This is a genomic window from Mobiluncus curtisii ATCC 43063, assembly GCF_000196535.1.
Taxonomy (GTDB): Bacteria; Actinomycetota; Actinomycetes; order Actinomycetales; family Actinomycetaceae; genus Mobiluncus; species Mobiluncus curtisii.
The window spans coordinates 389533-401453 of sequence record NC_014246.1 but is presented as its reverse complement, the minus strand read 5'-3'; the positions used below and the strand labels follow the sequence as shown (position 1 = coordinate 401453).

The 11921-nt window shown below is 53.5% G+C and carries 16 protein-coding genes; all 16 read left to right on the top strand.

Annotated features, from left to right (window positions below; translation table 11 throughout):
- The first annotated feature begins 19 nt into the window (after positions 1-19).
- The 16 genes from HMPREF0573_RS01715 (at position 20) to rpmC (ending at position 11918) form a co-directional block, all read left to right on the top strand.
- Positions 20-1645 carry an aldehyde dehydrogenase family protein gene (locus HMPREF0573_RS01715; protein ID WP_013188718.1) on the top strand — a complete coding sequence of 542 codons (1626 nt, stop codon included), beginning with the start codon at positions 20-22 and terminating at the stop codon, positions 1643-1645.
- A 124-nt stretch (positions 1646-1769) separates the two neighbouring features.
- Positions 1770-2753: an ABC transporter substrate-binding protein gene (locus HMPREF0573_RS01710; RefSeq protein ID WP_013188717.1), complete on the top strand. Its 984-nt coding sequence runs from the start codon at positions 1770-1772 to the stop codon at positions 2751-2753.
- A gap of 184 nt (positions 2754-2937) precedes the next feature.
- Positions 2938-3927 carry an ABC transporter permease gene (locus HMPREF0573_RS01705; protein WP_004008355.1) on the top strand — a complete coding sequence of 330 codons (990 nt, stop codon included), beginning with the start codon at positions 2938-2940 and terminating at the stop codon, positions 3925-3927.
- A gap of 3 nt (positions 3928-3930) precedes the next feature.
- Complete coding sequence (locus HMPREF0573_RS01700; protein ID WP_004010311.1) at positions 3931-4722, top strand: ABC transporter ATP-binding protein; 792 nt, start codon at positions 3931-3933, stop codon at positions 4720-4722.
- 229 nt (positions 4723-4951) lie between these two features.
- Entirely contained in the window at positions 4952-5563 is a 612-nt protein-coding gene (locus tag HMPREF0573_RS01695; protein ID WP_013188716.1) for a hypothetical protein, read from the top strand.
- Complete coding sequence (locus HMPREF0573_RS01690; protein WP_004008352.1) at positions 5554-6474, top strand: hypothetical protein; 921 nt, start codon at positions 5554-5556, stop codon at positions 6472-6474. Before HMPREF0573_RS01695 ends, HMPREF0573_RS01690 begins: the two co-directional genes overlap by 10 nt.
- 170 nt (positions 6475-6644) lie before the next feature.
- Positions 6645-6953 (top strand): 30S ribosomal protein S10, encoded by a 309-nt coding sequence (gene rpsJ, locus HMPREF0573_RS01685; RefSeq protein ID WP_004008351.1) that lies wholly within the window; start codon positions 6645-6647, stop codon positions 6951-6953.
- A gap of 11 nt (positions 6954-6964) precedes the next feature.
- Positions 6965-7618, top strand: coding sequence for a 50S ribosomal protein L3 (rplC, locus tag HMPREF0573_RS01680; protein WP_004008350.1), 654 nt, complete (start codon positions 6965-6967; stop codon positions 7616-7618).
- Between the two features lie 2 nt (positions 7619-7620).
- Positions 7621-8265 carry a 50S ribosomal protein L4 gene (rplD, locus tag HMPREF0573_RS01675; RefSeq protein WP_004010312.1) on the top strand — a complete coding sequence of 215 codons (645 nt, stop codon included), beginning with the start codon at positions 7621-7623 and terminating at the stop codon, positions 8263-8265.
- Positions 8262-8564: a 50S ribosomal protein L23 gene (gene rplW, locus HMPREF0573_RS01670; RefSeq protein ID WP_004008348.1), complete on the top strand. Its 303-nt coding sequence runs from the start codon at positions 8262-8264 to the stop codon at positions 8562-8564. Before rplD ends, rplW begins: the two co-directional genes overlap by 4 nt.
- 12 nt (positions 8565-8576) lie before the next feature.
- Positions 8577-9413, top strand: coding sequence for a 50S ribosomal protein L2 (gene rplB / locus HMPREF0573_RS01665; protein WP_004008347.1), 837 nt, complete (start codon positions 8577-8579; stop codon positions 9411-9413).
- 15 nt (positions 9414-9428) lie between these two features.
- A complete protein-coding gene (gene rpsS, locus HMPREF0573_RS01660) occupies positions 9429-9707 on the top strand; it encodes a 30S ribosomal protein S19 (RefSeq protein ID WP_004008346.1) in 279 nt (92 codons plus the stop codon).
- A gap of 19 nt (positions 9708-9726) precedes the next feature.
- A complete protein-coding gene (rplV, locus tag HMPREF0573_RS01655) occupies positions 9727-10434 on the top strand; it encodes a 50S ribosomal protein L22 (protein ID WP_013188715.1) in 708 nt (235 codons plus the stop codon).
- Positions 10435-10437: 3 nt separating this feature from the next.
- Positions 10438-11259 carry a 30S ribosomal protein S3 gene (gene rpsC, locus HMPREF0573_RS01650; protein WP_004008344.1) on the top strand — a complete coding sequence of 274 codons (822 nt, stop codon included), beginning with the start codon at positions 10438-10440 and terminating at the stop codon, positions 11257-11259.
- 3 nt (positions 11260-11262) lie between these two features.
- Entirely contained in the window at positions 11263-11679 is a 417-nt protein-coding gene (gene rplP / locus HMPREF0573_RS01645; protein WP_004008343.1) for a 50S ribosomal protein L16, read from the top strand.
- A complete protein-coding gene (gene rpmC, locus HMPREF0573_RS01640; protein ID WP_004008342.1) occupies positions 11676-11918 on the top strand; it encodes a 50S ribosomal protein L29 in 243 nt (80 codons plus the stop codon). Before rplP ends, rpmC begins: the two co-directional genes overlap by 4 nt.
- Positions 11919-11921 lie beyond the last annotated feature (3 nt).

Genomic DNA, 11921 nt, shown 5'->3' with positions numbered 1-11921 from the left:
ACAACAGAAAGGAGGAGACATGGAATACCCCAAGGGCATTAATGACAAGTTCGTACAAGCCCTGCTGGATGCTGGGCGTAGTGAGAGTGGCGCTGAGACCCCGGTTTACAACGTCCAGACGTGGGAACCATTTGGAACTATCCATTGCTCCACCTTTTCCGAAGGGGAACAATCTGTACTCCGGGCTCATGCCGTGAGTGATCAGTGGTCACAAGAGGGGTTTTACGCGCGTTCGCGTATCCTATATCGTTTTTTGAAACAGGTGGTGCGTCATTACGGACCAATTATCGGTCTCAATCAGCTGTTGAGTGGCAAATCCTGGCTGGATGCCTCCGCGGAATATTTCTACATGATTACCCAGGTGCGAGGCATTAAACGAAATCTCAAGTATCTGTGGAAACCGCGTCGAGGTGCGGGTACTGTCCCCCGGTCCACCTACCGGGTTTGGTACAGGCCGGTAGGAGTAGTGGGGATGTTCACTTCTGCAGACAATCCAACCTCGATGGTCTGCGACATCCTGAATCCTCTCATGGCAGGTAACGCGGTTGTCAACTTTGTGACCCCCCAGGCAGCTCTGGGATCTCTGCTGATGAAAGCAATGTTGGTGGATGCCGGTATGCCCGAAGACGCGTGGCGTGTCGTGGTCTCGGATTCTTCACAGTTTGGGATGAAGTTCATCCCGGCTCTGGACTACGTTGCAGCTATCGGATCGAACCGGATGTGTCAACAGATTTCGATGGAGTGTGCGCGCCATTCGGTCCCTGTATCGTGCTTTGGCGGGATTAAGAATATTGCGTTGGTGATGGATGACGCGAAACTGTGGGATGCGGCGAAAGCCTGTGCCCGTTCGGCTTTCCTCAATGCCGGACAATCTATAAATTCTGTCGAGATTATTTTCGTACATGAATCAGTGCGAGAACCCTTCGAACAGATGATGCTCCAATACACCCAGGAACAGATTCGAGTGGGTCGATTCACGGACCGACACGCCACTATGGGCTCCCTGATGTATCCCAGTCGGGTTAAGAAATGCGAGAAAGTGGTGAAACTTGCTCTCGATAACGGTGCTCGGGTGCTGATGGGGTCTCACCCGCGTCCGGAGATTAGCCCGACTTTCTTTGAACCGACCATACTGTCGAATTTGCCTTACGATTTGGACCTCTTAGAGACGGAAGTGTACGGTCCCTTGGTGGCGCTGTTGCCATTTGAGGGCATCACAAGTGTGGTTCGTTTGGTGACGGGGTCCCGGGTGATTGACTCTGCCTCTGTCTTTACCCGTGATATCGATTTCGTGCGGAACCTGATTAACAATGCTGAGTTTGCCACGGTTAGCGTCAATGACACGTATTTCTCGATGGATATGTCGTGGAGGGCACCGATTCAGGGTAAAGGCGAAAGTGGGCAGGGGATACGTCACGGTCTGGAAGCGATTTTGCAGTACACCCAGGTTTTTTCAGCTACGCGTTTAAAGAGCATCTCTTGGGTGCCCAAGGATTGGCGTTCTGGAAACTGGACTGAACGCCTGACTTTCTGGTTTATGGGTTTCTATTCTTGGCTGTCGCGTAACGTGACTGACACAGTGGTCGCAGACGGAATCAGGGCTATCCTCCGGTGGATTCGTGATCGGTTTGTCGGTCCGGTGTAATTTTCCGTATTTAGACCAGGTGCTGTCCATCGCATCTCCGTTCGCTATATGAGACAAGTTGTTTTCAAAACATGAATGGCGTTATGGTGAGTTTCAATATTCACCCAAACGAAGGATTTTCCTGATGCGTAGAATAATTGTCTCAATATTTGTCGGTGTAGCCGCGTTGGCGCTGGCGAGTTGTTCGTCTTCAGACGGTGCCAAGGGAGGTGCTGCCGGTAGTGATGGCGGATACAAGGTCGCCATAGCCCAGTACGCCAGTTTCCCGCCCTTGGACGAGGCAGTAGCCGGGTTTAAGGACGCGGTGCAACAGGCGGGACTGGATGTTTCCTATGACGTTTCTAACGCGCAAGGGGATCAGACCAACGTAAACTCCATTGCTTCCAAGTATGCCTCCGGCGATTACGATTTGGTGTTCGCTATTGCCACGCCTATGGCTCAGTCCATTGCTCAGAACGTGGTCGATGTTCCGGTGCTGTTTACCGCGGTGACAGACCCGGTGACAGCGGAGCTGGTCAAGTCTAACGAAGCGCCGGGTTACAACGTGACCGGCACTACGGATATGAATCCGGTGGCTCAACAGATTGACTTGGTCAAACAGGTGATTCCGGATGCTCACAAGATTGGCGTTATCTATTCCTCAGGAGAGGTAAACTCCCAAGTGCAAGTCAAAATGGCGAAAGCTGAAGCCAAGAAACAAGGGCTGGAAGTAGTGGAAAAAACCATCACCAACACTGCTGAAGTCCAACAGGCTGCGCAAACCCTCACCGGGGTAGACGCCATTTATATTCCTACCGATAATACTGTGATAGCTGCTTTGGATTCCGTGCTGCAAGTGGCAGAGGAAAAAGGCATTCTCACGGTGACGGGGGATACCAGCTCAGTTGAAAACGGGGCAGCTTTGACCCTGGGTCTGGATTACCGGGAACTGGGTCACCAGACCGGGGAAATGGCAGTAAAAATTCTGAAAGGTGAGGTCCAGCCGAAAACTATGCCGGTAGAGTCTCAAAAGAAACCACAGCTGGTGGTGAACCCCGAGGCTGCCAAAAAACAGGGACACCCTCTTTCTGACGAACTGTTGGCTAAAGCCGATAAAACTATCAAGTAACCAATATCTATAGACAAAAGCCCATCCAGCTAGAAAGCGGGGTGGGCTTTTGCGGCGTTGAAAGACGCGGTATTTTGGGGCGCTATTTTGGCTGGAGTGTCAGCCTCGTGTTTAATGAGTGGATAAGCGACCCCGAAAACGTAACCGGGGAACCTTTTGAATACATGTAAGGATTTGAGAAAACATGATTGGTGCGGTGGAACTCGGCCTGATTTATGGGCTGATGGCCTTGGGGGTGTACCTCACATTTAGAATCCTCGATTTCGCCGATTTGACGATTGACTCGAGTTTTACCACCGGAGCGGCTGCCTGTGCGGTAGTCATTCTGGGCGGGGGTAGCCCCTGGCTGGGAACTTTGGCAGGATTCGCGGTGGGACTCATCGCTGGGTTTATTACCGGTTTGCTGAACACGGCGGGGAAAATTCATCCGCTCCTGGCAGGGATTTTGACCCAGATTGGTTTGTATTCAGTGAACCTGCGTATTATGGGCAAATCCAACCTGCCGTTCCGACGTGAAGAATCACTGTTTACACCACTGCGCGAGGCGAATCTGGTGGGGACGTGGGTCAGCGTGGCGATTTTGCTGGCGGTCTTGCTGGTAGCCTGCGGGATAGTCGTGTGGTTCCTGTCCACCAATCTGGGGTTGGCTTTGCGTGCCACCGGCGATAACGAAGAAATGGCGCGTGCCCAAGGGGTGAACACAGATTTGGCTAAACTGGTCGGCTTGGCGCTGTCCAACGGCTTGGTGGCACTGTCCGGTTCCCTCATCGCCCAATATCAAGGCTTTGCGGATATTTCTATGGGTATCGGACTGATTATTGCCGGTCTAGCGTCAGTTATCATCGGCACCGCGCTCATCCCCACCGGACGTATTTGGATGGCAGTGTTGGCAGTGGTGGGCGGTTCGGTAGTGTATCGCGTCATTATTCAAGCTGCCTTGATGATTCCGGGATTCAACCCCAACGATATGAAACTGTTGAGCGCAGTCATCGTGGTGGTGTTCCTCATTGCCCCGCGGTGGAAGGGGTTTCTCTCATGGCAAAAGAACCATCCCATTGCGGAGTTCTCCGGGGTGCAGCCCTGGGATACAGCGGATGCAGAGGAACTTGACTCCGGCGATACCCGCCCGGCGGATAAACATGTTACCAAACGGACGCGACGGAAAGGACTGTGAGCCATGCTAGAACTTTCACATATTTCCAAGGCGTTTTTCCGTCACACTGTTAACGAAAAAATTGCCCTGCGTGACATCTCCCTGCAGTTGGATGAAGGCGACTTCGTGACCATCATCGGTTCTAACGGGGCGGGCAAATCGACCTTGCTGAACATCGTCTCGGGGCGCTACCGTCCGGACTTGGGACAGATACATATTGACGGCAACGATGTGACGCGCAAACCTGACTACAAAGTGGCGCGTTACGTGGGTCGCGTGTTCCAGGACCCGATGGCGGGAACCTGCCCGCACCTGACTATTGAAGAGAACTTGGCAATTGCCTGGGCACGCACGCATGGGCACGGGCTGGGACTGGGAGTAACTCCGGCACGCAAAGCACAGTTCCGCGAAGAGCTCAAGGTGCTGGAACAAGGGTTGGAAAATCGCCTAACAGCCCGCGTAGGCTTGCTCTCTGGCGGGCAGCGTCAAGCACTGTCCTTGGTGATGGCAGTGTTCACTCAACCGAAGATTTTGCTGCTCGATGAACACACGGCGGCTTTAGATCCGGCGCGTGCCGAGCTGATTACCCGCTTGACCCAGGAGCTGGTGGCGCGCCACGGGCTGACCACCCTGATGGTGACCCACAATATGGAACAAGCTCTGCACCTGGGCAACCGCCTCATCATGATGCACGAGGGCGAAATCATTATGGAACTGAGCGGGAAAGACAAGGAAAACGCGACTGTGGACGACCTACTGTCCCAGTTCGCCAAGTTCAAAGGCGCGGCGCTATCTGACCGGACCATGCTGTCCTAAACGGGAAATCGTATCATCGGCATTGCATCTCACTGTAGATGATAGAGTGAGACCTCCCGATGCTTCTGGATAATCAAGCGATATGTCAAAAGATACGTTGGGTCAACGATGGTATTTTGTGCTCACCTAGTGTCACTAAGAAGGTTCACCAAATGTGGTACGAACATGGTACGTATTGGACTGGAATAGCGTAGAGGTTCCGACAGTATCTGCTTGAAAGGGGTAGAGAATGTTCAAGAAAATTGTATTCGTAACTGTATTTAGTATCTGTATGCTACAGGCTGGGAACGTTGCAGTTGCCTACGACGGTGAGGGGGCAAATAAAAATACTGTAGATGTTGAAATGCTAAGTAATGAACTGCGTTTAGCTATTGTAGAAAATCGTCCAGTAAGTTCTATGTCAAAGCAAGAACAACTGGAATTAGCTGAATTGCTTCCTGCGGACGGGAGTGCTATAAGTTTTCAATCGGATGTGTATGGACAATTGCGTTCGGCTAAGGGAATATGTACGGCTTCAACTCAAAACATACACCTACGCACATCTATGCAAAAGAATTACATTGGAAACAAGCCAGAAACGCATTGCGATAATGTTGCAAAGTATATTCAAATGGACACTGTTATATTTCGTAAAGAATGGTATGGATGGGGGAACCCAACAGCCTATAGCAGTTACAGACTTAATGTGAAGGATTTTACTAATAAAGGAATCGCTCGGAAGTGTGTTGATCAGACTAAACACGATTGGAGGGCAATCAATAGTCATTATATCGTTGATAAATTTGGATGTAAGCATACGTTGTATAGCTCTACAACGGCGGAAGGTCTTAAGTGCAGCTGAACAGACAATCTTGCGAAACGAAGTCTGACGCGACATTCCTGACGCTTTCTCTGCTGGGGGTGCTGTTTTCAGAAATCGAAATGGAGGGGTATCTATCGGACGACGATTTTTATCAACGTTTCGCCGAGGCAGATAGTTCTTTACTTGAGGATATTTCTCGTTCGTTGACCAAGGTAGAAACGATCTCTGATGATCGAGGTATTATATTCCTCCAAAATTTTCTTGATTTATACCCCTGGGGGCGATGGAAAAAGATTTATAAACTTCCTCTGTCGCCTCAACCATTTTCAGCTCTCAATAGGGAAATATTTTCTCGGCTAGGCAAGCGCGTGCAACGCTTACTTACCGGGGAGCATGAGCAGCCAGAAATTGCCTTCTATGTGGAAGCTGTTGATGATAACGGTTTTGACACCGCAGATGCCTACTGGTGGAGTTTTGACGCAAAGCCTCCGTATCGAGTAACTCTGCCAGGGAAGTACGACGTAAATTCGCAACTCTGGCTGCCTATACTGACTGATGAATTCCAAATTATCTCTCCGGGATGGCACGCAGTAAATACGGTACGCGATAAAAGTAACCCTATTAAACTATTGGAAATTAATTCCTATAATGATTGGGTTTCGTTGTGCAACCGCTTTCCTTTAGTAAAATCAGCACCGTACCCCTTGAATGATATTAATGGTGCGCCCCAGAAATGGGTTACTGCTGACTTAGATTCGGCGCGTAATACGTATGATGCTATCAAATTGTCGATTAGAGGTTACTTTGACGCTGCCTACCGATTACAAGACCAAATCGATGGAATTCCTTGCTTACTGATGGGCTGGAATCCAGGTGCCACGATTTGGCTGCATCCGTCAGTTTCTGGGCTTCGAGAATTTGCCACGGGAGAGCCAATAAGTGTAAGCTAGTTCCTCGGCGCATCTTGAGGCGGGTTCACGCCTCCCAGTGCGCACTTGCCTGGCAAAAGTCAGGTGAAATGGAAATCCAACGGTGCGAGATTTCAGCGTTGTTGCGTTTAGAAATGCGACACACCCGAAAGCGTGTACCGGTGAAGAACCAGTTAGAGAGAGGTTAGCCCATGGCGGGACAAAAAATCCGCATTCGGCTGAAGTCTTATGACCATGAGGTCATTGACTCCTCGGCAAAGAAAATTGTCGAGACGGTAACCAGTGCTGGCGCTACCGTAGTCGGACCTGTGCCCCTGCCGACCGAAAAGAACGTTTACGTTGTGATTCGGTCGCCGCACAAATACAAAGACAGCCGGGAGCAATTTGAAGTTCGCACCCACAAGCGTCTGATTGACATTATTGACCCCACGCCTTCCGCAGTTGATTCGCTGATGCGTCTCGAACTGCCGGCAGACGTGAATATCGAGATTAAGCTGTAAGGAGGACCACGATGACTGACACCATGGCCTCTGTAAAGGCATTGCTGGGGCGCAAGCTCGGCATGACCCAGGTCTGGGATGAAGACGGCAAGTTGATTCCCGTGACCGTGGTTCAGGTCGAAAAGAACGTCGTCACCCAGATTCGTACCAATGAAACCGACGGCTACGACGCTGTCCAGCTGGGCTTCGGCAAGATGGACGAACGCAAGGTCACCAAGCCGATGGCGGGTCACTTCGCCAAGGCCGGTGTGGAACCGCGTCGCCACCTCGCAGAAATCCGCACCGGTGACGCTAGCTCCTACGAGCTTGGTCAGGAACTCGGCGCGGAAGTATTCGAAGCGGGAACGCTGGTGGATGTTTCGGGAAACACCAAGGGCAAAGGCTTTGCCGGCGTGATGAAGCGTCACGGTTTCCAGGGCGTATCTGCTTCTCACGGTGCGCACCGTAACCACCGCAAGCCCGGCTCTATCGGTGCTTGTGCCACCCCCGGTCGCGTGTTCAAAGGTCTGAACATGGCTGGTCGCATGGGCGGTAACCGTCGCACCATCATGAACTTGAAGGTTCAGGCTGTGGACGCGGAAAAGGGCTTGGTCGTTTTGACCGGCGCGATTCCCGGCCCTAAAGGCGGCATCGTCATGATCCGCTCTGCTGTGAAGGGAGCCTAACAATGACTGAAAACCGCAGCGTAGACATTTTTGATGGTGTCGGCAAGAAAACCGGCACTGTCGAGCTGCCCGGAGAGGTTTTCGACCTCGACTTTAACAACCCCTTGGTACACCAGGTCGTAAACGCCCAGTTGGCGGCGGCTCGTCAGGGGACTCACGCCACCAAGACTCGTGGTGACGTTTCCGGCGGCGGCAAGAAGCCGTGGCGTCAAAAGGGCACCGGTCGGGCGCGTCAGGGCTCGATTCGCGCCCCGCAATTTACCGGTGGCGGCACCGTCCACGGTCCGCAGCCCCGTGACTACTCTCAGAACACCCCGAAAAAGATGAAAGCCGCCGCTTTGCGTCAGGCTTTATCCGATCGGGCTCGTGCTGGGCGTATCCACGTGCTGAGCGATTTCGGCGTCAAGGAAACCCCGTCCACCAAGGCTGCGAAGGCAGCTTTGCAGGGGGTAGTCGATAGTCGTCGCGCCCTGATTGTGTTGACCCCGGAAGTTGATGACGTCGTGGCATTGAGCGTGAACAACCTCAGCGAGCACCACGCACTGTTCGTCGGTGAGCTGAACACTTACGACGTGTTGGCTAACGACGACGTGGTGTTCTCGGCTACGGCGTTGGACTCCTTCCTCGGGAAAGGAGAAAACAAGTGAGCCTGGAAAAGACTAAGAACCCGCACGACGTGATTATTAAACCCGTCGTCAGCGAAAAAGCCTACAACTTGATTGACCACGGTCAGTACACCTTCGTGGTGGCTCCCAACGCAAACAAGGTTGAAATCAAGCTGGCTATCGAAGAAATCTTTAAGGTAAAGGTTGCTTCTGTCAACACCCAGAACCGTGAGGGCAAGCGCGTGCGCACCCGTACTGGCTGGGGCAAGCGTAACGACACCAAGCGCGCCATCGTCACCCTCAAAGAGGGCTCGATTGACGTCTTTGGGATGCAGGCCTAAGGGGGATAACTCATGGGAATTCGTAAGTACAAGCCAACTACTCCGGGGCGTCGCGGTTCTTCCGTGTCAGATTTCGCGGAAATCACGCGCGATCATCCGGAAAAGTCCCTGGTTCGTCCGCTGCACAAGACCGGTGGGCGCAACAATAAAGGTCGGGTTACCTCGCGTCGTCGCGGTGGCGGTCACAAGCGCCAGTACCGTCTGATTGACTTCCGTCGTCACGACAAGGACGGCATTCCCGCCAAGGTGGCTCATATTGAATACGATCCGAACCGTTCGGCTCGCATCGCTCTGTTGCACTATGCCGATGGTGAGAAGCGCTACATCTTGGCTCCGTCCAAGTTGAAGCAGGGTGATTCTATCGAACAGGGACCCACCGCGGATATCAAGCCTGGCAACAATCTGCCGCTTAAGAACATCCCGCTGGGTACCACGATTCATGCGGTAGAGATGCGTCCGGGCGGCGGCGCCAAGATTGCCCGTTCCGCCGGCGTTTCTGTTCAGCTGGTCGCTAAAGAGGGTCGTTTTGCGCAGTTGCGGATGCCGTCTGGTGAAATCCGCAACGTGGATGCCCGTTGCCGCGCCACTATTGGTGAAGTCGGCAACTCCGATCATTCCAACATCGACTTGGGCAAGGCTGGTCGCTCCCGTTGGCTGGGACGCCGTCCGAAGGTCCGCGGTGTGGTAATGAACCCGGTTGATCACCCGCATGGTGGTGGCGAAGGTCGCACTTCCGGTGGTCGTCACCCGGTGAGCCCCTGGGGTAAGCCTGAGGGTCGTACTCGTAGCAAGAAGAAGGCGTCGAATCAGTACATTGTCCGTCGCCGTAAGACTGGCAAGAATCGCTGATAGGGGAGTTTGTTTATGCCACGCAGTTTGAAGAAAGGCCCCTTTGTTGATGCACACCTTCAAAAGAAGGTGGACGCACAAAACGAGGCCAACACGAAGAACGTTATTAAGACTTGGTCGCGTCGTTCGATGATTACCCCAGATTTCCTGGGTCACACCATCGCGGTGCACGACGGTCGCAAGCACGTGCCGGTGTTCATCACTGAGTCCATGGTCGGTCACAAGTTGGGCGAATTCGCTCCGACTCGTACTTTCCGTGGTCATGACAAGGATGACAAGAAAGGTCGCCGCTAAAGCGGGGGAGGGATAGAACATGAAAGCAATTGCTCATACCCGCTATGTGCGCGTGACTCCGCAAAAGGCTCGTCGCATCATGAATGAAGTGCGCGGAATGGAAGCCAACAAGGCACTTGACCTGCTGAAGTTTGCTCCGCAAAAACCTGCCTTGCCGATTCGCAAGACCTTGGTTTCTGCCTTGGCTAATGCCGAACAAGCAGCCCGCAACGCTGGTACGTCTTTTAACTCTGATGAGATGTACGTCGTCGAGGCCTATGTAAACGACGGTCCCACGATGAAGCGTTTTCGGGCACGGGCGCAGGGTCGCGGGGCGCGTATCTTGAAGCGTACTTCTCACCTCACCATCGTGGTGGGAGATGCCGAAGACAAGAAGGAACTTGCTGCTCCTTACTTGCCGTCCCAGCGTCGCCCACAAGCCGACCGGATTTCAGCGTCCGCCGCAAAGAAGGCTGCCGCGGAAGCTGTCACGAAAAAGGCAGCCAAGCCGGTAGAGACGCCGGAAGAATCGACGCCTAAGACCGATAGCGCTGCCAAGAAGGCTCCTGCTAAGAAGTCTGCCGCGACGAAGTCCACGACCAAGTCGAGCACGTCGAAGTCTGCCACGTCCAAGGCGGCGACTACCAAGTCTGCCAAAGCCAAGTCGAGCAGCAGCAAGTCCACGGCTACCAAGAGCGCAACGGCGAAAAAGCCCGCTGCAAAAAGCACTGAGAAGGGAGCGGAGTAAATAATGGGTCAGAAAGTACATCCCACTGGTTTCCGTCTGGGCGTAACCGCGGAACACCGTTCCCGTTGGTTTGCCGACTCTACCAAGTCCGGTCAGCGTTACCGTGACTTCGTGAAAGAAGACGTCGAGATTCGTCGTCTCATGCAAGATAAGCTGGAACGCGCTGGTATTTCCAAGGTCGAAATCGAACGGACTCGCGATCGTGTGTCTGTCGATTTGTACACAGCTCGTCCCGGTATCGTTATCGGACGCCGTGGCGCAGAAGCGGATCGCTTGCGCGCTCAGCTGGAAAAGCTGACGGGCAAGCAGGTGCAGTTGAACATCCGCGAGGTGAAGAACCCTGATTTGGATGCGCAGCTGGTCGCACAGTCTATTGCGGAACAGCTCAGCGCTCGTGTCTCTTTCCGTCGCGCTATGCGTAAAGGAATGCAGTCCGCGCAGCGCGGCGGTGCTAAGGGTATCCGTGTGCAGTGCTCCGGTCGTTTGGGCGGTGCTGAAATGTCCCGCTCCGAGTTCTACCGGGAAGGTCGCGTCCCCCTGCACACCCTGCGTGCCAACATCGATTACGGCTTCTACGAAGCCCGCACCACTTTTGGGCGTATCGGCGTAAAGGTCTGGATCTACAAGGGCGACATGACCGAAACGGAATGGAACCGGATGCAGGCTGAACAGGCTGGTCGCACCGGTCGTCGCAATGACCGTCACGCCGGAAATCGCCGTCCGCGTGCCGATCGTCCTGCTGACAACGCGCCCAGCGAAAACGTAAATGAAACCCCCGAAGCCGCGACTGTCGCCGCCGGGGCAACCACAGAAACGGAGGCATAAGCAATGCTGATTCCTCGTCGTACTAAGTGGCGTCGCCAGCACCGTCCGGGTCGCCGTGGCTACGCTAAGGGTGGCACCGAGATTGCTTTTGGCGATTTTGGTATCCAAGCCCTGGAAAGTGCCTATCTGACTAACCGTCAGATTGAAGCGGCTCGTATTGCCGTGACTCGTCACGTCAAGCGTGGTGGCAAGATTTGGATTAATATTTTCCCGGATCGTCCGCTGACCAAGAAACCTGCCGAAACTCGTATGGGTTCAGGTAAAGGTTCCCCAGAATGGTGGGTGGCTCCGGTGAAGCCCGGTCGAGTACTGTTCGAAATCGCCGGTGTCAGTGAGGAACTGGCCCGCGAAGCACTGTCTCGCGCCCAGCACAAACTGCCCATCAAGACCCGTTTTGTATCCCGAGAGGGTGGTGAATGAACATGATAGGTTCCAAAGGACTGGCTCCTAACGATTTGGATGCCATGGACAACGAGCAGCTCGCGATGAAGCTGAAGGACGCGAAGCAGGAGCTTTTCAACTTGCGCTTTGCCCAAGCTACCGGTCAGCTCGAAGACCACGGTCGCATCAAAGCGGTTCGCCGTGATGTCGCCCGCATCTACACCATTTACCGCGAGCGGGAACTCGGCATTCGTACCGAGCCCAGCGTTAAGGAGTAATCA

Coding starts and splice junctions, on each gene's coding strand:
- rplD (WP_004010312.1), top strand. CDS start 7,621: ATGACTGAAAACCGCAGCGTAGACATTTTTGATGGTGTCGGCAAGAAA.
- rpmC (WP_004008342.1), top strand. CDS start 11,676: ATGAACATGATAGGTTCCAAAGGACTGGCTCCTAACGATTTGGATGCC.
- HMPREF0573_RS01700 (WP_004010311.1), top strand. CDS start 3,931: ATGCTAGAACTTTCACATATTTCCAAGGCGTTTTTCCGTCACACTGTT.
- rplB (WP_004008347.1), top strand. CDS start 8,577: ATGGGAATTCGTAAGTACAAGCCAACTACTCCGGGGCGTCGCGGTTCT.
- rplV (WP_013188715.1), top strand. CDS start 9,727: ATGAAAGCAATTGCTCATACCCGCTATGTGCGCGTGACTCCGCAAAAG.
- HMPREF0573_RS01695 (WP_013188716.1), top strand. CDS start 4,952: ATGTTCAAGAAAATTGTATTCGTAACTGTATTTAGTATCTGTATGCTA.
- HMPREF0573_RS01705 (WP_004008355.1), top strand. CDS start 2,938: ATGATTGGTGCGGTGGAACTCGGCCTGATTTATGGGCTGATGGCCTTG.
- HMPREF0573_RS01715 (WP_013188718.1), top strand. CDS start 20: ATGGAATACCCCAAGGGCATTAATGACAAGTTCGTACAAGCCCTGCTG.
- rplP (WP_004008343.1), top strand. CDS start 11,263: ATGCTGATTCCTCGTCGTACTAAGTGGCGTCGCCAGCACCGTCCGGGT.
- rpsJ (WP_004008351.1), top strand. CDS start 6,645: ATGGCGGGACAAAAAATCCGCATTCGGCTGAAGTCTTATGACCATGAG.
- rpsS (WP_004008346.1), top strand. CDS start 9,429: ATGCCACGCAGTTTGAAGAAAGGCCCCTTTGTTGATGCACACCTTCAA.
- rpsC (WP_004008344.1), top strand. CDS start 10,438: ATGGGTCAGAAAGTACATCCCACTGGTTTCCGTCTGGGCGTAACCGCG.
- rplC (WP_004008350.1), top strand. CDS start 6,965: ATGACTGACACCATGGCCTCTGTAAAGGCATTGCTGGGGCGCAAGCTC.
- HMPREF0573_RS01710 (WP_013188717.1), top strand. CDS start 1,770: ATGCGTAGAATAATTGTCTCAATATTTGTCGGTGTAGCCGCGTTGGCG.